At 37.4% G+C, this 20775-nt stretch carries 19 protein-coding genes; 11 read left to right on the top strand and 8 right to left on the bottom strand.

Annotated elements, in window-relative coordinates; genetic code table 11:
* Window positions 1-210: 210 nt before the first annotated feature.
* The 4 genes from CBM15_RS12555 (at window position 211) to CBM15_RS12540 (ending at window position 4090) form a co-directional block, all read left to right on the top strand.
* Window positions 211-996 (top strand): LamB/YcsF family protein, encoded by a 786-nt coding sequence (locus CBM15_RS12555; protein WP_087617797.1) that lies wholly within the window; start codon window positions 211-213, stop codon window positions 994-996.
* Complete coding sequence (locus CBM15_RS12550) at window positions 983-2221, top strand: NRAMP family divalent metal transporter (protein WP_087617796.1); 1239 nt, start codon at window positions 983-985, stop codon at window positions 2219-2221. The genes CBM15_RS12555 and CBM15_RS12550 overlap by 14 nt, the downstream gene beginning before the upstream one ends.
* A gap of 32 nt (window positions 2222-2253) precedes the next feature.
* Window positions 2254-3045 (top strand): putative hydro-lyase, encoded by a 792-nt coding sequence (locus CBM15_RS12545; protein WP_087617795.1) that lies wholly within the window; start codon window positions 2254-2256, stop codon window positions 3043-3045.
* A gap of 157 nt (window positions 3046-3202) precedes the next feature.
* Entirely contained in the window at window positions 3203-4090 is an 888-nt protein-coding gene (locus CBM15_RS12540; protein WP_087617794.1) for a DMT family transporter, read from the top strand.
* Between the two features lie 540 nt (window positions 4091-4630).
* On the opposite strand, the gene qoxD is transcribed toward CBM15_RS12540, so the two are convergent.
* From qoxD to qoxA, 4 genes are read right to left on the bottom strand one after another with little or no spacing between them, the layout of a single operon-like run.
* Window positions 4631-4912: a cytochrome aa3 quinol oxidase subunit IV gene (qoxD, locus tag CBM15_RS12535; RefSeq protein ID WP_008405415.1), complete on the bottom strand. Its 282-nt coding sequence runs from the start codon at window positions 4910-4912 to the stop codon at window positions 4631-4633.
* A 1-nt stretch (window position 4913) separates the two neighbouring features.
* On the bottom strand, window positions 4914-5510 hold the full coding sequence (qoxC, locus tag CBM15_RS12530; protein ID WP_008405414.1) for a cytochrome aa3 quinol oxidase subunit III: 597 nt from the start codon (window positions 5508-5510) through the stop codon (window positions 4914-4916).
* Window positions 5500-7458 carry a cytochrome aa3 quinol oxidase subunit I gene (gene qoxB, locus CBM15_RS12525; RefSeq protein WP_087617793.1) on the bottom strand — a complete coding sequence of 653 codons (1959 nt, stop codon included), beginning with the start codon at window positions 7456-7458 and terminating at the stop codon, window positions 5500-5502. Before qoxB ends, qoxC begins: the two co-directional genes overlap by 11 nt.
* Window positions 7459-7516: 58 nt before the next feature.
* A complete protein-coding gene (qoxA, locus tag CBM15_RS12520) occupies window positions 7517-8425 on the bottom strand; it encodes a cytochrome aa3 quinol oxidase subunit II (protein ID WP_087617792.1) in 909 nt (302 codons plus the stop codon).
* Window positions 8426-8889: 464 nt separating this feature from the next.
* On the opposite strand from qoxA, the gene pdxR reads away from it, so the two are divergent.
* The 4 genes from pdxR (at window position 8890) to CBM15_RS12500 (ending at window position 13362) form a co-directional block, all read left to right on the top strand.
* On the top strand, window positions 8890-10320 hold the full coding sequence (pdxR, locus tag CBM15_RS12515) for a MocR-like pyridoxine biosynthesis transcription factor PdxR (protein ID WP_008405411.1): 1431 nt from the start codon (window positions 8890-8892) through the stop codon (window positions 10318-10320).
* A 319-nt stretch (window positions 10321-10639) separates the two neighbouring features.
* A complete protein-coding gene (gene deoC / locus CBM15_RS12510) occupies window positions 10640-11299 on the top strand; it encodes a deoxyribose-phosphate aldolase (RefSeq protein WP_087617791.1) in 660 nt (219 codons plus the stop codon).
* Between the two features lie 45 nt (window positions 11300-11344).
* Entirely contained in the window at window positions 11345-11785 is a 441-nt protein-coding gene (locus CBM15_RS12505) for a YfmQ family protein (RefSeq protein ID WP_087617790.1), read from the top strand.
* A gap of 824 nt (window positions 11786-12609) precedes the next feature.
* A complete protein-coding gene (locus tag CBM15_RS12500) occupies window positions 12610-13362 on the top strand; it encodes an SDR family NAD(P)-dependent oxidoreductase (protein ID WP_065216801.1) in 753 nt (250 codons plus the stop codon).
* 137 nt (window positions 13363-13499) lie between these two features.
* On the opposite strand, the gene CBM15_RS12495 is transcribed toward CBM15_RS12500, so the two are convergent.
* The 3 genes from CBM15_RS12495 to CBM15_RS12485 form a co-directional block, all read right to left on the bottom strand.
* Entirely contained in the window at window positions 13500-14369 is an 870-nt protein-coding gene (locus CBM15_RS12495; RefSeq protein WP_087617789.1) for a polysaccharide deacetylase family protein, read from the bottom strand.
* A gap of 173 nt (window positions 14370-14542) precedes the next feature.
* Complete coding sequence (gene uvsE, locus CBM15_RS12490; RefSeq protein WP_087617788.1) at window positions 14543-15508, bottom strand: UV DNA damage repair endonuclease UvsE; 966 nt, start codon at window positions 15506-15508, stop codon at window positions 14543-14545.
* A gap of 884 nt (window positions 15509-16392) precedes the next feature.
* A complete protein-coding gene (locus CBM15_RS12485) occupies window positions 16393-16635 on the bottom strand; it encodes an ABC transporter (protein WP_087617787.1) in 243 nt (80 codons plus the stop codon).
* A 332-nt stretch (window positions 16636-16967) separates the two neighbouring features.
* Here CBM15_RS12485 and CBM15_RS12480 point away from each other — a divergent pair, with 332 nt between their 5' ends.
* The 3 genes from CBM15_RS12480 to CBM15_RS12470 all read left to right on the top strand — a co-directional run bounded on the left by CBM15_RS12480 (window position 16968) and on the right by CBM15_RS12470 (window position 20018).
* Window positions 16968-17459: a P-loop nucleotide/nucleoside kinase family protein gene (locus CBM15_RS12480; protein WP_087617786.1), complete on the top strand. Its 492-nt coding sequence runs from the start codon at window positions 16968-16970 to the stop codon at window positions 17457-17459.
* Window positions 17460-17625: 166 nt separating this feature from the next.
* Window positions 17626-18393 carry a DUF2935 domain-containing protein gene (locus CBM15_RS12475; protein WP_087617785.1) on the top strand — a complete coding sequence of 256 codons (768 nt, stop codon included), beginning with the start codon at window positions 17626-17628 and terminating at the stop codon, window positions 18391-18393.
* Window positions 18394-18692: 299 nt separating this feature from the next.
* The gene (locus CBM15_RS12470; RefSeq protein WP_087617784.1) at window positions 18693-20018 is read left to right on the top strand and encodes an alkaline phosphatase; all 1326 of its coding nucleotides are present in this window, start codon (window positions 18693-18695) and stop codon (window positions 20016-20018) included.
* A gap of 129 nt (window positions 20019-20147) precedes the next feature.
* On the opposite strand, the gene CBM15_RS12465 is transcribed toward CBM15_RS12470, so the two are convergent.
* Window positions 20148-20765 carry a GGDEF domain-containing protein gene (locus CBM15_RS12465; RefSeq protein ID WP_239534829.1) on the bottom strand — a complete coding sequence of 206 codons (618 nt, stop codon included), beginning with the start codon at window positions 20763-20765 and terminating at the stop codon, window positions 20148-20150.
* Between the last annotated feature and the right edge of the window lie 10 nt (window positions 20766-20775).

The raw sequence follows: 20775 nt of genomic DNA, 5'->3' as shown, positions 1-20775 counted from the left end.
AACATTATAATTTGTTTTCAAATTTAAAATCAAGTGTGTATGTTAAGAATATTGCGTTATTTACAATTTTCGAATAATTTTGCAAATAATATATTCAAGCGAAAATATTTATGCTAGAATTTGTTTTAGTTTTAAAACTACTGTTCCGAAATTCGGGAACTTCGAAAATACTTAATAATTATTAAACGATTATCAATGGAGGGGAGAAATATGTTTCAAGTAGATTTGAATTGTGATTTAGGGGAGAGTTTTGGTCGCTATAAACTTGGGGAGCAGGAAGAAATTTTGAAATACGTTACATCTGCAAATATTGCCTGCGGTTTTCATGGCGGAGATCCGAGTGTGATGAGAGAAACAGTGAAGATGGCCATTTCCAATGGTGTCAAAATTGGTGCGCATCCTGGTTTGCCGGATTTGAACGGATTCGGGCGAAGAGAAATGGCGATTACTCCTCAAGAAGGATATGACATGGTCGTCTATCAAATTGGTGCATTGCAAGGATTTTTAATGACATTTAATGAAAAAATGCAGCATGTAAAACCCCATGGTGCTCTGTACAATATGGCGGCAAAGGATCCAAAACTTGCCGAAGCGATTGCACAAGCAGTATATGATGTATCCCCATCATTGATATTATTTGGACTTTCCGGCAGTGAATTGACGAAGGCCGGAGAGAAGATTGGTTTACGAACGGCACACGAAGTATTTGCAGATCGGACGTATCAAGCAGACGGGTCTTTGACTTCTCGATCACAAAAGAATGCGATGATTACAGATCAAGAGCAATCTGTTGCGCAAATAGTGAAAATGGTGACAAAAGGAATCGTAGTTTCTGAGCAAAAAACAGAAGTTCCGCTGCGTGCAGATACGATTTGTATTCACGGTGATGGTGCACATGCACTAGCCTTTGCAAAATATATAAACGAAACACTGATTAAGAACAATATTACTGTAGATGCAATCTGTAAGTTGGAGGTTCAAAATGAAAAATCCTAAAACTGATGCAACACAAAAAGATGTCAACGTTACGGGGAAAAAGAAGGTAAGTAGAAGTGTTTTACTTGGAGCTGCCTTTTTAATGGCCACATCATCGATTGGACCGGGCTTTTTGACACAAACTACTGTATTTACACAGCAATTAGCTGCAAGCTTTGCCTTTGTTATTTTAATTTCATTATTACTAGACATCTTTTCACAAATGAATATTTGGAGAATCATTGCCGTTTCCGGATTGCGTGGACAAGAAATTGCCAACAAGGTGTTACCTGGACTGGGCGTTGTTTTGGCAATACTTATCGTAATTGGCGGTTTGGCATTTAATATCGGGAACGTAGCTGGTGCAGGCTTGGGTCTGAATGCCATGCTTGGCTGGGATCCGATTACAGGTGCTGTTGTTAGTGCGATTTTAGCAATCTTTATATTTGTTGTGAAAGAAGCAGGGAAAGCGATGGATAAATTCGCACAAATTGCAGGGATTGTAATGATTCTCCTCATGCTGTACGTGGCATTTACTACATCACCGCCGGTTGGAGAGGCGATTGTGAATACGTTTAAACCGGAGCAGATCAGTATATTCGCTATTGTAACGCTTGTTGGTGGAACGGTAGGGGGATATATTACGTTTGCAGGCGGACACCGTCTATTAGACGCAGGTATTAAAGGTGTTGAATCCTTGCCGGAAGTTACGAAAAGCTCTGTTACAGGGATTCTTGTTACAGGTGTTATGCGTGTGGCATTATTCTTGGCCGTACTTGGAGTAGTATCAAAAGGACTAGCGATCGATCCAGCGAATCCACCAGCTTCTGTATTCCAGCTAGCTGCAGGTGACATTGGTTATCGTATGTTTGGTGTCATTATGTGGGCTGCGGCGGTAACATCTGTTGTAGGAGCTGCATATACGTCGGTTTCATTTATCCGAACGTTTCACCCTCTCATTGAGAAATTCCAAAATTGGGTTATCATTGCGTTTATCGTTATTTCAACAGTAACATTTGCTTTTGTAGGAAAGCCGGTAACAATCTTGCTTATTGTAGGAGCGTTGAATGCCTTTATTTTACCAATTGGTTTAGGTACATTATTAATTGCTGCGCATAAGAAAAATATTGTTGGTACGTATAAACATCCGATATGGTTGACGGTTACGGGCGCTTTTGTCGTGGTAATCATGGGTATTTTAAGTGTAGTGACTTTGATTGAACAAGTACCATTGGTTTTTAAATAAGGTAATAAGAAGACAAATTCGGGAGGGGCTTTATGGTGAACTATGAAAAGTTAGAGCCGGAAGAAATAAGAGAGTTGATAAGAAAACAAGAGATTACTGGACCGACTGCAGGAATGTCAAAAGGTAATACACAAGCGAACTTGGTTATTTTAAAAAAGGAACATGCCTTTGACTTTTTGCTTTTCTGTCATCGGAATCCGAAGTCCTGCCCTTTACTGGACGTGACGGAGCCTGGTTCATATATTCCTGCTATGATTGCCGAAAATGCAGATATCCGTAAAGACATCCCGAAATATCGTATTTACCGAGATGGTGTGTTTACAGAAGAAGTGGCAGACATAACGGAGTATTGGGAAGACGATATGGTTGGCTTCTTGATAGGTTGTAGCTTTACATTTGAAACCCCACTTCTTGCGAGCGGTATTCCGATTAGACATATCGAGGAAAACTGTAATGTTCCGATGTACAAAACGAACATTTTGTGTAATAAAGCAGGCATGTTCGAGGGGCCGACAGTCGTTAGTATGCGGCCAATGACGCCAGAGGATGCAATCCGTGCTGTCCAGATTACGTCACGTTTCCCGGCAGTTCACGGTGCGCCAATACATATTGGGGATCCTGGTCAAATTGGCATCAAGGATATTTCAAAACCTGATTTTGGAGATGCTGTCCCATTCAAACCAGGGGAGGTTCCGGTATTTTGGGCTTGTGGTGTGACTCCACAAGCTGTTGCGATGGAAAGTAAGCCTTCGATTATGATTACTCATTCACCAGGACATATGTTCATCAGTGATATAAAGGATGAAGCATTCAGTGTGTTATAGACGTATTTGGAATCATACTTTCATAGTAAGATAGATTGTAAAGGTAGGGTGTGGAAATACTCTTACTAATGTGAGGCGATGCAACCGTGCATCGTCTCTTTGAACTTTGCAGTGATTCTAGGGACATGCTTTTTGCCGATGAAAGGGGATTTAGATCGTGTTTAAAAAATCAACTGCTGCACTTATTGCCCTCATCTTAATTTGGGGCGCGAGCTGGCCAATCAATAAATTAGCGGTACCCTACTCACCGCCATTGCTTTATGCTGGGCAACGTGCGCTTTTAGGAGGCATCCTGCTGACAGTTATTATTTGGAAGACTAGGAAAAGAGTCAATTGGCGGGAAAACTGGAAAAAGTATTGTATTGGGGCTTTTTTTAATACCATTCTGTTTTTCGGACTTCAGACGGCAGGATTGCTCTATTTACCGAGTGGCTTGTTTTCCGTTCTTGTCTATTTTCAACCGATTTTACTTGGTCTTTTCGCTTGGCTATTACTCGGTGAATCTTTATCACCAGTCAAAATCCTCGGATTGTTTCTAGGATTTGTGGGGGTAGCGGTCGTTAGTGTGGATGGTCTGACAGTCCATGTTTCAGCAATCGGCGTTACGCTCGGGTTACTAACTGCTGTAAGCTGGGCGTTCGGAGTAATTTACGTAAAGAAAATAAGCAAAGAAGTAGATGCGTATTGGATGGTAGCGCTTCAATGTATCATTGGCGGGGTTTTTCTTTTAGGTACCGGATCGGTGTTTGAAAGCTGGTCTGCCATCGAATGGAATCGGAATTATCTATCAGGGCTCAGCTTTGGTGCGACCATTGGCATACCGTTAGCCTACATTCTTTACTACAATCTAGTTAACGCTGGTGAGGCAAGCAAAGTGGGTTCCTATACGTTTCTCATTCCGATTGTCGCTGTTCTTCTCGGAGTGCTATTCTTAGGAGAAACGGTGACATATTCACTGGTTATCGGGATGCTGCTAGTTGCCATAAGCATTTATTTTGTGAATTTCCAGCATAAAACGAAAAACAAAAGTATCAGTAAGGATTAAAGATTTGTGCACTGATACCGTCTGGATCCTCATGATTCAAAGAGAGAGTATGGTTTAGCGTTTACAGCTAATCAAGTTTTCTCAACATAAGGATATCGATAATTAAATCTGAGTATATCTTGATTTTATCAGGATGTACTTTTTTGCTTTAATTACAGTAGCTATGGCAATCTAAAGGAGAACGGTGAAAAACCACCATTATACATACTATACATCTTAAAATAGAAATCAAGAGAGGGGTGCCAACATTTTTTAAAATGAAGGGGGACACTACGTTGACCCGGATTCTAAGGCTAAAACTCTATAATTTATTCATCATTCATTTCAATAGGGAATGTTGCTAAAACTGAGTTGGCATAAGGGACCTTTTTTATGCTTTGATCCTTTATTGAAAATCGTTTATGAATCCTCGATTAGTAAGAGGCAAAGGTCGAGAATTTTTTATACCTAAGTTTTTAATAACGATAGACTTTACAAACAATTTTTATCTATTCAAAAAGCTTGAGAACAAGGAAAACAAGTCTCAAGCTTCTTTATTTTTTACATATCCCAAATCAGAATCAATAATGAACCGAATATAGTTATAGCTGCGAGAATGACACCGTACAGGATATTTGTATAAATGGCTGAGCCATCTTTTGATTCACCAGCATGCATGAAGACAACGAGCTGTAAAAATGCCTGAATGAAGGCAGTTATTAAAAGAATTGTCATGCCACCTGCGAATGTCATATCTGTAAAGTAAACTATCATTGCGACTACGGTTAGTACCAAAGAAAAGACGAAGCCCATCACCTGTTTTACAGGAAATAATTCTTTCATATTACATCATTCCTTTCAGATAGATGAAGCTGAAGATAAAGATCCAAACAACATCTAAGAAATGCCAGTAAAGGGAGAAGATAAATGATTTATTTGCTGTTTCAGGTGTTAACCCACGTTTTTTTACCTGTAGAATAATGAATAATCCCCAGAATAAACCTAACGTTACGTGAGCACCATGTGTACCTAATGTTGTTAACAGTGCAGCTGTAAAGGCACTAGTTTGATATGTTGCTTCAACATGGTAATAATGAATAAATTCATAAATCTCCACGCCCAGAAACACTAACCCAAGTAGTAGGGTAATTCCAAAGAAAGTTAGCATCGCATTTTTACGACCAAGTCTCATCGCATGAACACCGAGACCTATTGTGAAACTACTTGTTAGCAAAACAAATGTCTCAATTAATACGGGTGTAATTTCAAAAATTTCAGCAGGTGTTGGACCGCTACCAGTTCTACCTTCTAGTACGAAGTAAGCCGTGAATAGGGTAGCGAACAGCATAATTTCGGCACCAAGGAAAATCCAGAAGCCTAGAATATTTAACTGATTTTGATCAGTACTATACTCGAGCGGTTGTGCGTGATTAAGCTTCATTACCTTGCACCTCCTCATATTGTGCTTCTATCTCTTTAATTTCTTTTACATGAATATGGCGTCCATGATCTTTTTCGAATGAACGAAGAGCCATACAAACAAAAATTCCGATTAATGCAATCACAGCAGGGGCCCATAATGAAAAGATGAATGAGAATCCGGCAACGAAGAAAATGATTCCCATAATAAATGGAACGCCGCTGTTATTTGGCATATGAATATCTTTTACTACACCTTTAAATAATTGATGCTCTTTTTTCTTTGCATCCCAGAATGCTTCACTTGATGTAACATAAGGTAATCTTGCAAAATTATATTCTGGAATCGGCGTATGAGTAGCCCATTCTAATGAGCGAGCATCCCATGGGTCACTACCGATGTTTCGCGGTGAGTTTTTGTAACTATAGTAAATTGTATAAACGAGTGTTACGAACCCAATTGCCATCAATGCAGCACCAACGAAAGAAACCATGTTTAATGGTCCAAAGCCAGTTGCTTCTGAGTAAGTGTACATACGACGTGCTTGACCGTCTAACCCAGTGATATACATTGGGAAGAAAGAAAGTACAAAACCTACTGTAAGTAACCAGAAAGTCAACTTACCAATTTTTTCATTTAACATGTAACCGAAGAATTTCGGCCAATAATAAGTTAATCCGGCCAGCATAGCAAATACGACACCAGGAATAATAGTGTTGTGGAAGTGTGCTACCAAGAACATTGTATTATGATATTGATAGTCCGCGGCTGACATGGCAAGCATAACACCTGTAACTCCACCAACTGTAAATAATGGGATAAATCCTATAGAGTACAGCATTGGTACAGTAAAACGAATTTTCCCTTTCCACATCGTAAATAACCAGTTAAAGATTTTAACACCAGTTGGAACAGCAATCGCCATTGTTGTAATAGAGAAGATACTGTTAGTGAAAGCACCTTGACCCATTGTAAAGAAGTGGTGAGTCCATACTAAGAATGATAGTAAGGAGATCAACACCATTGAACCAACCATCGATTTATAACCATACAGGTTTCTGCTCGAGAACGTTGAAATAATTTCACTGTAAAGACCGAAAGCAGGCAAGATTAAAATGTAAACCTCTGGGTGTCCCCAAACCCAGAAGAAGTTTGCCCAAAGCATATCCATACCACCATTTGTAGAGGTAAAGAAGTTTGTGTCGAATAAACGATCGGTTGTACCCATTAACAAAGCAATTGTTAATACTGGGAATGCGAACACGATGATTACATTGGCAATAAAAACAGACCAAGTAAACATTGGCATTTTCATTAATGTCATACCGGGTGCTCTCATTTTTAAAATTGTCGTCATCATATTGATCCCTGTCATTAGGGAACCAATCCCGGAAATTTGAAGAGCTAACATGTAATAGTTAGTTCCCACTGATGTACTGAACTCATTTCCGGCAAGAGGGAAATATGATGTCCAACCTGAATCTGGAGAACCACCGATAACGAATGAAATGTTAAATAACATTGCGCCTGCAAAGAATAACCAGAAGCTGAGTGCGTTTAAACGAGGGAATGCGACGTCGCGTGCACCAATTTGTAATGGTACGACTAAGTTCATAAAGGCAAAGATAAATGGCATTGCCATGAACATGATCATTACAATCCCGTGTGTTGAAAAGATTTCATTGTAATGTTGTGCATCCAAAATTTTCATCTCGGGTGAAGAGAGCTGGGCACGCATTAGAACCGCATCAGCTCCACCACGGAAAAGCATAATCAGGGCAGAAAAAAGGTACAAAAGCCCGATCTTTTTATGGTCAACCGTTGTCAACCATTCACGCCATAAATAACCCCATTTTTTAAAATATGTGATTCCAATAACAATCCCAATCGATACTAAAGCAATTGCAACCATTGATGCATAAATCATTGGACTAGGATGAGGTATGGCGAAACGTTCAAAGAATTCCATCTTTATTCTCCTCTCTAGATTAAAAGAGTAATCTTTGAATCTAGTTTTTCTATTTTAACTAATGACCACTGTGGTCAGATTCTTCATTTGATTCATTGTGTGACTGTTCATCATGTTCAGCTTCATCTGTAACTGAATCGTGATTATGTTCAGGTGCAGGACTGAATTCTAGATGTGTACCTGTAAAGGTCATTTGTCCTAAATGACCAGGCTCTAATAATTTATTGAAAGTGCTTTCTGTTAAAGGTTTAGCAGTTTCATAAACTTCTTTAACCCATTCATCGAATTCCTGCTGAGACATTGCTGTGACATTGAATATATTTTCTGCGAAACCTTTACCACTAAAGTTAGCATTTCGTCCAACATATTCTCCCGGAACGTCAGCTGCTAAGTGTAAAGTTGTGACCATGTCGGCCATCGCATATTTTTGTCCGCCAAGCTGTGGAATCCAGAAACTTGTAATCGGACCATAAGAGTAAAGTCTAAACTCAAGAGGTCGATCCGTTGGAATATATAAGTAGTTTACTGTTTCAATTCCTTGCTCCGGATAGCTAAAGTGCCATTTCCAGTCTGAAGTAGAAGCATATACAACTAATGGTTCCTTATCTTCATAACCTGTTGGTGCAGATTCTACAATATAGTTACTTTGAACAGAAACAAATGATAGATAGGCTACAATTAGTATTGGAATCCCTATGCAAATCACTTCTACCCAAATATTTGCCTCGACATGAGGTGGTTCATAATCATATGGTTGTTTTGATGCGCGATACTTGACCAAGATATACACTAAAATAACAAGAACAACTATGACAACAACTGCCATGATTCCAATAGATAACATGATATCACTTGCTTGTCTTGCAGCCATTGGTCCTTTCGGATCCAGAACCGTTAATGGTTCACAACCAACAAGAAAAACAGTAAGCAAGATCATTGATACTAAAAATGGCCATTTAATTTTCATACAGAAAATCCTTCCCTTACTGTTAAGTAAAATTAATTGAAACGTTACAAATAAAAATTGAATAAGTGAGAATGAAATTCCCCAACCTTTTCCATAGGCAATATCCTTTCACGTAATCTTGGTATTTCATAGGCTAATAATTGGTTTATGCGTTACAAGATACACAACTCGTAATCATATTAGTTGCGCTAAATTTGAAAGGCAAGAAAATACAAAATCTATCACAAAATGTTCTAAAACGAGGAAATAAATTTTTTACTCATTTTTTAAATTCCATTGCATAATAATCAGCGCCACTAATGGTTTTGTTCGAGAATTGAGCTGTTGAAAGCAGCTTTAAAAAGAATGTGGTTGGCTAAAAACACAATGGAATGGATGGTTATTTTTGAGTCCAAATGAAATAGAATATAGTAATTTTATATGAATCACTAATTAGGGAAATACGGAAATAAGGAGTGTTACAGATGGATTGGAGACCGGACAGAACAGCGAAAAAAGCAATATATAAACAACTTGCAGAATATATTGAAAGTGGAATAGCAGATGGTACATTTCCACCCGATAAACCGTTGCCATCTGAAAGATATTTAGCAAAGGAACTGAATGTTAACAGGAGTACGGTAGTTGCCGCTTATGATGAATTGGAAGCAAATGGACTCATTGAAAGAAATAGAGGAAGCGGAACTACGATTAGTAAAGATATTTGGGGTCTAGCCAAGAAACGTATTCCTAGCTGGAATAGATATATCGAGGCAGGGTCTTTTTTGCCCAATCTACCTGTTACGCAACGAATAAGAAATGAAACGGTAGATCATAAATTAATTAATTTAGCTAGCGGAGAACTGTCACAGGACCTTTTTCCAATGAATTTTTTAAGAGAAATTACTTCAACAAGATCCTTCATTGGTAGCTTGGGATATGATCATCCTCAAGGGAGCGCTATTTTAAGGAATACTCTTACAGAACATGTAAATAAGTATCGGGGAATTGAAACAAATCCTTCTTCGATTCTGATTACATCCGGGGCACAACAAGCGTTACATTTAGTCGTACAGTGTTTGTTAAAGCCCGGAGACGCAGTTGCAATAGAAGATCCTTCTTATACGTATAATCTCCCAATTTTTAAATCTGCAGGTTTAAAAGTATATTATTTGCCTGTAGATCAGGACGGCATAAATCCCGAATATTTACTGTCGTTGTATAAAAAGCATCGCATTAGAATGATTTTTTTAAATCCTGATTATCATAATCCTACAGGATCTCAGCTAAATGAAACACAACGTAAAGCGATTTTGGAAATATCCTCTGAACATGGAATCCCTGTAGTAGAAGATGATCCTTATAGTTTAACATCATTTACTGGAAATAAGATTCCTACACTAAAGTCAATGGATGTTCACGGGAATGTCTTATATATTAGCTCTTTGTCAAAAATTGTTGCTTCGGGGTTAAGGATTGGCTGGATTATAGGGCCAAAATCAGTAATTGAGAGATTATCTGATGCAAAACAACAAATAGACTTTGGCCATTCTAGCTTTACACAATGGATTGCAAACGATTTTATGGAATCCTCGAATTTTCAGTCTCATATTGAAAAATTGAGGAAAGAATTAGAAAAACGGAGAAATCAAATAGTTACAAGTCTTAATTTTTATTTAAAGGATCAGGTAGAATTCTCTATTCCAGAGGGCGGTATTCACATATGGGTTAAACTCAAAAAAGACTACAATGAAATGCAATTACTAGAGGAATCCATTAAAAGAGGTGTAATCTATGTTCCCGGCTCAACAATGGGTTCTAAAAAAGGATATGTACGATTTACATTCGCTAGGGAAGATGAAAAATCAATTGCCGAGGGAATTAAACGGTTTGCTGAAGCATGTCAATTTCTTTAAACAACTATAATCATAATACTTCAAAAGAATCATGAATTGTTCATGATTCTTTTGTTATTAAATGGTAAATGGATGGCTGAAAAAACATCGGATTGGATGGTCATTAAAGGATGGGAACTCTTTAAGATGGTGGTAGGCTAATTTTATGGTTTTAAAAATGTATTACTTTTTCACAACTTTTAAGAGAAACAAATTTAGAAAAAGGGTTATAGGAAGACGGATATACTCCTGTATAAGGAAAAGAAGGCATTAAGTTTAAAAAATCCGTGTAATTAAAGAAAGTTAGCAAAAAACTAAAATTGAAAAGGCTGATAAATAGATGGACTTTGCAAAATTAATCGATCATACGTTACTTTCACCTACTACTACAGAAGTAGAAATAGTGAATTTATGTAAAGAAGCCAAACAATATGGCTTTGCATCTGTATGTGTAAATCCTGTATGGGTAAGATTATCTTCAGAACTTTTACATGATTCAGATGTGAATGTTTGTACGGTTATAGGATTTCCCTTAGGCGGAAACACCCCGGAAACAAAGGCATTTGAGACTGTAAATGCAATTGAAAATGGGGCAACTGAAATAGATACAGTTATTAATATCGGTGCACTAAAAAATAAAAACGATTCACTAGTTGAAAATGATATTCGCGCAGTTGTTAATGCAGCAAGTGGAAAAGCCTTAGTAAAAGTTATTATTGAGGCTTGTTTATTAACAAATGATGAAAAAGAAAGAGCATGTAGATTGGCTGTAAGAGCTGGTGCAGACTATGTCAAAACTTCAACGGGATTTTCCTTGCATGGTGCTACTGTTAAAGATGTTGCGATAATGAGAAAAGCGGTTGGACCAAATGTTGGCATTAAAGCATCAGGAGGAGTAGGTAATAAAGAGGATATAAAATTAATGGTTGAAGCAGGTGCTTCTAGAATAGGGACGAGTTCTGCTGTGAAGATATTTGGAAGACAGATGTGTACTTTTTAAAATACAAAATTATATATCGAGAAATATTCCAAGGAGTGAATAGATATGACATGGACGGCTGTTTTGATTCTAATTGTAGGAATACTTATTAAAATGTTAACAAGTCCACCAAGTGCGGTTGTAGCATGGGTTGTGAGTAAATATGCACTGCATCCAAAACTAGATTCAAAGGATATTATTGTAACCTTTAACGGAAAGAGCGTTGGAGAAGAAGAAAAAATAAGATTTACTAATTATTTTAATGAAGCAAATTTTTTAGAGAGACATCATATCTTCCCGGGAAGTGAAGATTTATTTCTAAATCCTGATAGTAATGTTGTTCCCTTTGTCATCAACGCAAAGAGTAAAAACAAAGAAATAAATTTCTTTGTTTACACATACGATGAGCACATTGATGTAGTCAAGCAGTGGAAGAAGAAAATAGCTTCTTACAGTCTTAGCTCTGAGAATCTGCAAGAGTTTACTGTTTCAAGTAGTAAAAGCTAAGGATAATTTCAAATGACATTGCCTACTACTGATGGTTTTTTCAATAAAATTGTAGTGTCGGTACTCTTAATGTATTAAATGTCTGCGACTATGACCATTGTTTGGAACGGGTGTATTGGTACCAAAGAGGGTTGCCGGCAACCTACTTTTTTATTGTACCAATGAGGCAAGATCATTAGGGGGAAAATACAAAGAATAGAATTAAGGGAGGTTTTCTTATGCCAAATTGGTTGCATAATACGCTATTTGTTCTTTTATTAATAGTAAGTTTTGGATGTGTTTCTAGTGGAATTGAATGGAAAACTCACAAGAAGACTGTCGAGAAATAATTAGAGTTCTTTTATAAAAATGTTTGATTTAATTCACCCCCCGAAGGTTTTACCAACATTTGAAGATATTATTTCTAAATATTTCCTTGGAACGGTATTCTGGTTTTTTATTATTACATTAATACAGTGCTGGAAAATATAAGAACACGCAAAATCCTCATCATTAACAAAAGATGGGGATTTTTCTTTATATCATGTTTCGTTGTTTTGGACAGTTACTAAGCTAAGGCGGTGGCTGAGACAAAAGAGTAATAGCGCCCCCTGATAAATCAGGCGGGAGGGGTTGTAATCTGTTTATAGAAAAAATCTGTCTAAAATAATTATAATTAATAAAGGGGGAGGGGGAGTAAGGTAAAGTTGTTCTCAATTTGCATACAATAATTTGCCTCTTAAATCATGAAGCTGTATATTTAATTTGTTAGTAACAAAAATTTATTAAAGATACTGGGAACAATCACGTTAGGTTTGTGATTTTTCTGAGAAGGAGAAATTGTATTGAAATTAAAAGACAAGGTAGTGATCATTACAGGTGGTGCAGGCGGTATTGGCGCTGGTATAGGTCGTGCAATGGTGAAAGAGGGAGCAATTGTTGTGGCAGTTGATCTCAATCCGGAAGCCGGCGCAAACGTATTAGCGGAATTACAGCAACACTCACCACAATCTAGCTTTATTGAATTTGATTTAACAAAGCATGATCAACTAAAAAATGTCGTGGAACAAGTTGTCGAGAAATATGGTCGTTTAGATGTGTTAGTGAATAATGCACATGCTTCTAAACAAGTACCATTCCTTGAAACAACTCCAGAACATTTAGCATTGTCAATGGATACAGGCTTCTATCCTACATGGTATTTAATGCAGGCTGCTATTCCACATTTAAAGAAAACTCGTGGTAATATTATTAACTTTGCTTCAGGTGCCGGGTTAAAAGGGCATAAAACACAAGCTGCCTATGCCGCAGCGAAAGAAGCGATTCGCGGGATTACGCGTGTCGTAGCAAATGAATTTGGTGCAGATGGTATTACAGCGAACCTGATTTCACCAATCGCCAATTCGGAAGGTGTACAAGCATGGGCCAAAGCACAGCCGGAATATTATCAAGGGGTACTTGCAGGTATTCCGATGGGGAAATTCGGTGATCCGGAACAAGATATCGGACGTGCTGCTGTCTTTTTAGCTTCAGAAGACTCTAAATATATAACAGGTCAAACATTGATGGTTGATGGCGGCTCTATTATGCTCCATTAACATCGTACATTAAATAAATACAACGAAACGGGTATAGGGGTGAGCCCCCTGATATCTCTATAAAACATGCAAAAGGCGCTTTCTTATTAAGAAGGCGTCTTTTTTTGCTCGATATAGTAATACAGGTAAATGCAGTTTTATTTCTCAAATGGAATACTCAACAAATCTGGAACTGTGACAAATTCATAGCCTTGCTCTTGCAGTTTTGGAATAATTTGTTGAAGTGATAAGATTGTATTCGTTCGATCCCCAGTCGATTCTGCACCATCATGCATGAGAATAATCGCGCCTGGATGAATGTTGTCTACTACTCGCGAAGCAATAACTTCTGGCGGATCTTCCTGCCAATCCAACGAATCAATATCCCAGGCAATTACGTTATAGTTCATTTTCCCAAGCTTCTCGACTAATTCATTGTATAGGAAGCCATAAGGTGGTCTAAATAATTTTGTCCGGTAACCAATAATTTCGTTAAGAGCATCTTCCGTTCTCGTTACTTCCCTCTCAAGCGTTCCGAGGTCAGCTTCTTCGACAAGGTTAGGGTGGGCGTAGGTATGATTTCCGATTACATGCCCCTCGTTTTGCATTCGCTTGACAATTTCAGGGTTAGCACCGGCTTTTGAACCTAATACGAAGAATGTTGCTGGGACATTGTACTGTTTTAATACATCTAATACATCATTTGAAAATCGAGGATCAGGACCATCATCAAAAGTTAAAGCAATTCGTTTTTGATCTGTAGGACCTTGTAAGAAAAATATTTCTGGATACCGTTGTTGTAGAATTCTTAGGTCAACAGGCTGCTCAGGATTCCGCACGGAAATCTTAGTTACTCCTATAGTGTCAGATAAATCTTGTTCCGCATTAACCTGTAAGTCAGCTTTCAACCATTGCCTTGCGCCATCTGCCAAGTGTCCCTCGTTCGCATAAACGCTCATGATAACTGTTATAGGCAAACAAAATACAAACCCCGTAACCAACAACCACTTGACTATTCGATCTTTCATCCATTCACCTCCTTTTTATATTGATGCCCCTTTTAGAGAGGGCTATCCTAACTTAAATGTGTTTATATTTAAATGATTGCAATCGTCAAATAGCCCCAACTAATGGAGGTGGGGGCTTGTTGTATATTTCCTTCAACATTTCAGCTTTTTTCTGTGAGCAGTTTCAGTTATTGTCACTTTAAATAAAAAGATGAACCGTCAATGATTTCAACATCTTCACGAAGTTTTATTTCCTCCATCAAATGAAATAACGCGTCATCTTTCTTTTTTGCCTCAATCATACAATGTATTTCCGGTACTGTTCCTTTGATTTCATTTAAAAATCTGAAAAACATGTCTACGTCCACATAATCAGAATGATGGCGGAATTCTTTCTCGTTTTTAGGACTTGAAATATGCATTTTTATTGGCAACGGGGAATCCTTCCAAGTAGCTACAATTCGGTTCCACTTATCATCCCATTTTTCATTATAATGATGAGCAAGATGGTGATGGTAATCAAATACAAGAGGTATTTCTAATTTTTCACACAAATATAGCGTATCATCAACTGTAAAAGAAGTATCGTCATTTTCAAGGATAATCATTTTTTGAATTGCTCTTGGAACATCCATCCAATTATCAACGAATTGCTCCAGGGAATTTTCGGTTTCTTTATAGTTGCCACCAACATGAAGAACACACCGGTGTGTCGGATCGATTTTCATTCCCTTTAACAATAAATAATGCATCTTTAACGTTTTTAAAGAGTTTTTGACTACTTCTATTTTAGGTGAATTCACAACGACAAAATGATCAGGATGAAAATCAATTCGTATATTATGTTTTGTTGCGTACTCACCAATTTCAGTTAACTTCTCTAATAAGGGTTTTATATAATTCCAATCAGGCAGTTCTTCATGGTTCGCTAGAGGAATCAATCGAGAGGTTAACCGATAAAAATGAATTTCCTTGAAGACATTATGTTTTAATAGCCTAAATGTATTTTCTAAATTTTTCAGTGCAATCCGCTCTAATTTTCGTATGGCCGCTTCACGGTCCTTAATTTTTTGAAATTGAGTAAATGTCATCGTTTGAGACGGAGAAGCATTTTTTAGCTCCATACTCATCGCAACATATCCTAATCGTACAATCGTCATTAATCCACCTCAACTGTAGTATGTATGGTAGTAGACAAATTTATTATCCAATACTGCATTCCGATTAAAATCAATCGAATTTTTTCCTTTTTTTCTTTATAATCAGATGAAGAGTGCCTTTTAATAAATTTAATAACTATTTTGGAGAATAAAAAGAAATAATTCAATTTCTAATGATAAAACCGCCTTTCAGATATATGAAGGCGGTTTTTTCCTTTATGAGCAGTTCTAATATAAAGTTGGAGTTGGGGGAGAACAATGGTAGGAAACAATATCACTTAAAGCAATCGAATATTGATTCCATCTTCCACCGAAAAATCTAAAACCATAAACCCTTGATTCTCCGACAGCTGTTAAGTAAAACCAAAAGTTGTCATTGTTCCTAAGCCACATATACGTGAAGCGGTATAAACAATTTTGAATCCCTCTAGTATTTTGGCCATAATGCATTTGTTCCATATTTCGCATCAGTTAAGATACACTCCTTTGAAATTTAGACATATAACCAATTTATGCTTAGGGAAAAAGCTATGGGGGATACTTGCCCTGATTAGTTATGTAAGATGTTAAGCAACACTGCTGAAGCAAGAAGTACATCTAATCAGGAAGTACATTTATTCATTACTACGATTCAACTTACAGGCTCTTTAATTGAGTGTTGATCTTTAACGCCATATTCGTTAAAAGTAGATGTTGCAGATTAAACGTTAGTGGGGGAGAATAAAAAAATCCAAAATTGGAATCCGCATAAAAGACCAAATCATATGTGATTTGGTCTTTTTTAAAACGATAAAAAACGGCCTCTTACTAAAAAGACTGTCAGCAGGTATTTTAATTATTAGATGCCTCAACAAAATGGTTGTTGTCAAGATTATAATGATCCATTAGCATCCGGGTTTATGCCACTTGCAATGGTGCCACGCTTTCTTGAATAGGCATATTCCAAACCAAATAAAAGTTAGGAAGCCAATTAAAGCAATTAGAATGTTTAAAATATTTCCAAGAGCTCCACCTAGACCGATTAATACCAAAAAATCAGTAATGAACCCTAATAAGGATAGTAGCAGCCATATTACACCTGTGAGAAATCCAAGGAAAATTCCAACAATACTATTTTGATTATTCATAGAAACACCTCCTTCCAAAGTTATTCATTATTACAGTATGTGAATGGAGGTAATATAGTTAGGTTATCTAGATTAAGACTTAAGGCTTATTACTGTCATATTTTGCATTTTATAGCCATATTGTTGGGCAAAGTAACTAGGTCTTACAGGGTTCCTAATACAAAAAACATTTTAAAAAGAAAAGAATGGATTTTTTAGATTTAGATATTAATAATTGAAACTGAAGAATTATACTTAAAGAGGACAGTTACTATAGCTATGTAAACCAGGTAGTAAATTATAGTTTTTCAAGGGGTGCAACAACCAAAAAAATAAGTCCGGGGGATAAAAATATGAAACAATTAGGAACACTCTATTTCTTCTGTGGAAAAATGGGTGCAGGAAAATCTACTAAATCTAAACAACTGGCTATAGAAAAACAGGCGGTACTGTTATCTGAGGATGAATGGCTTTCATCTCTTTATCCCAATCAGATATCAACATTTGAGGACTATCTAAAATTCTCAGCTCAGTTCAAGCCAATGGTAAAAAAACTTGTCCAAAATATATTAAGTGTTGGGACTAATGTAGTGATGGATTTTCCGGGTAACACTCAAAAACAGCGAAAGTGGTTTATGGATATAGTATTAGAAATCAATGCAAACCACCAACTAATTTTCCTGAATTTAAATAACGAGCAATGCTTACGGCAAATTGCACAACGACGTAATGAACAACCCGAAAGAGCAGCTTTTGATACAGAAGAGACGTTTATGTATGTTACTAAATTTTTTGAAGCACCAAAAGCTTCCGAAGGGTTAAATATTATAGAGTTGGAAAGGTAAGTCAATTATTCAGGGGGCTTTAGTTAAATAACAATCTTCAACAATCGGCGCAATTTTTGAAAAAGGAATTGCGCTTTCTTTATTAGGAGCCCCTTCAATATCTCTCATAAATTGATTTCAAGCTGAATAAATTGAATACCAGTGTAAAAAAGGGGATGTAAATAGCGTGGAAAATTATATGAAGAGTGCTGTTTTTGAACATCAGTTTTGGCTTCAGGTGCTGGGAGATCATTCACGATTTATCTATGATTCACTTTATCCTTCTGAAATAGAGGATATTTCTAGAGCTGCATCCTTTATACAGGAATTCGATCAACTTCTTTCTCAAGTAGTATCACTTAACGAATCCAATGTGCTTCTTTTCGCTAATAATGTTGAAGAAGCGGTAATTCAATTAAGGACCTTCAAACTATCGATAATTGAACGGCACATAACGAGCGAAATGAAAATCCATTTAACACCTACTTTCTTAAATCATATGGTGAACGAATTAGAAGAATATTTACGTATATTAAACTATCTCAAGCAGGGAGGAATACCGCCAATATTCCACGAATTACATCATCATCTCATCTGGCTCGTAGATGCATCCGGTCATGCAGGGGCCATTAATGACCGATTGGATGGTGTAGAGAAAAGACTAAAGGAAAAAAGCAGTACCTTTACAAAACACTTTGATCAGTTTTATTTGAAAGCAGTGGAACTAACAGGCTATTTACGTACGAATATACAGAAGTTCCCGGCGTTAACCCGATTTAACTCTGAGGTTGAAGTGGAAATGGGTTTATTTAAAACTTTTTTAAATGAACTTGAAGAAATGGAGTTAACCGCAGAAGTGTTAGGATCATTTTCTGCGTCCATGGCTGACCACATGGCTAGGGAAGAACAGTACTATTTAATGAAATTAGCCGAGTCGACGGAGATAACTCAGTAAGCCGGTTGTTGTGTTGATACGTATATCGGCAATCATACGCTTCCCTTGAAAAAGGGGAGCGCTTTTTCCATTAAAAAGAGCAAGTAGAAAAGAGTCAACAAAAGATTTGGAAAAGCAGTTCTTTCATTTATAAAAGAAATGGAAATCGATCTATAGAGTTTAAGTTCGTCTGTACTTTACAATCCAAGTTCCTCTTCACATTTATTCGAATTTTCTTAATAACTATTTACCGTACATTAACCCCTCATCAATATTTTTCTATTAAGCTTAGTTTTGAAGACAAGAGGAGGAGAGATAAAATGTATAAAAAACTAAGTGTTGTCGCTCTAACTGGAGCTCTAGCTTTTTCCGGGTTAAACCTTGGAACAACAGAGGCTGCTAAACCGGAAAATGCCGGTAATGGGAATGGTAATAATGGAAAAGTGGAAAATGTTATCTATATGATTCCGGACGGATTTAGTGCGGACTACGCTGCGAATTATCGTACATATAAAGGTGAGAAAGCGATTTGGGAGGAACATTTGAAAGGAATGTTTACGACGTATTCGGCAAACTCCGATACTACCGATTCTGCAGCTGCCGGTACAGCGATGGCAACTGGCATTAAAACAAATAATGGTGTCATTGGACTTGATGCAGAAGGAAACAAGATTGAAACGATTCTAGAAGCAGCTGAAAAAAATGACAAATCGACAGGATTAGTCGCTACTTCAACGATTAGCCATGCTACCCCTGCTGCTTTCGCTGCCCATGTTGATAGCCGAAACAAAGAAGCAGAAATTTCGAGACAGCTTGTTGATAGTGATGTAGATGTTATGCTTGGTGGAGGTAAAAGCAACTTCCTGCCAAAATCTGAAGGTGGACATCAAGAGGAGCGTCATCTTATTAAAGAAGCCGAAGAAAAAGGTTTTGAATTTGTAGAGACAAGAGACGAATTAGCAAATGTAAGTGATTTAAATGTGGAAGATGGCGATAAACTACTTGGTCTATTCGCTGGTGGTTCACTGGCTCCTGAATTACAGCGCGGCGATACAGAAGAACCTAGCCTTGCTGATATGACAGAAGCAGCAATTGATGTTTTAGAAGAAGATAAGGATGGATTCTTCCTAGTAGTGGAAGGAAGCCAGATTGACTGGGCAGGACATGACAATGATGCGGCTTGGGCAATGTCGGATGTAGCAGCTTTTGAAAAAGCAGTTGAAAAAGCTATGGATTTTGCCAAAAAAGACGGAAAAACTTTAGTTGTAGTTGCGGGTGATCATGACACAGGTGGTATGACAACTGGAGGATCGAAAGTAAGTGTTTTACAAAATGTCACAGCAACTGGGGACACTATGGCAAGCAAGTTAAACAGCGATCGTTCAAACGTTCGTGAAGTAGTGAAAAGTCATACTGGACTTACATTAAGTGAGAGTGATGTTAACTATATCAAGGAAGCGAAAGATGCATCCTATGCCATTAACACAATAGTAAGTAATCATGCATCTATCGGCTGGACAAGCACAAATCATACGGCTGCAGATATTCCGCTTTATGTTTATGGACCTCAATCGCAGAAATTTGTAGGATTCCACGACAATACGGATTTACCGAAACTAATTGCAGAAACTATGAAGCTTAAATAAGAAGAAGCCAACTAACATTGGTGAAATGAGTCCGGTATTGTACCGGGCTCCTTCATCCATTTGAACCCCTTAAATAACAAAAAACCCCTGACAAAATGAGGGGCGGTTGTGAAATCAGGAACATCATTGTTACCTGTCCTTCTTATCCTTGTACATGTACGCATCCGCTTCCTGGATAAGTTTTTGAAAGGTTTTTCCGTGCTGAGGATAGATGGCATATCCGACGGAAGCCTCAACATTCGAAAAGCTCTCGGCATTTTGCAGCGTAATCGCTCGTTGGAGTTCTTTTACGTAATCGTCGGCCGAGTTTTCCTTCATATTATCTACGAGAACGATGAATTCATCGCCACCCCATCTTGCAACTAAATCATGTTTCCCGATAAATTTATTTAATGCTGCGGCAACTTGTACGAGCAGTTCATCGCCTTTATGGTGACCGTATTCATCGTTTATTTCCTTGAATTTATTGAGGTCCAGCATGATGACACCTAATGATTGTTTCTTTATATCGCATATCTTTACAGCCCTGTAAAAGTATTGCTCTACCATCCGCCGGTTATATGTACCGGTTAACGGATCTCTTTCTGATAAGTATTTGACCTTATCAAATTGCTTTCCGGCCCACCAGGCGATACTCACAAAAATAGCCGTTAAAATAAAAAATGTCCAGTTAAAAGGCAAGGCTAAATACTGATGATAATAGAAATAACGGATTACGTTAAATAAGAGCACTATTCCAACTGCCAATAATCTTCCC

The sequence above is a fragment of the Solibacillus kalamii genome (assembly GCF_002174535.1).
GTDB classification, from domain to species: domain Bacteria; phylum Bacillota; class Bacilli; order Bacillales_A; family Planococcaceae; genus Solibacillus; species Solibacillus silvestris.
This window is presented reverse-complemented; position numbering and strand designations above follow the sequence as displayed.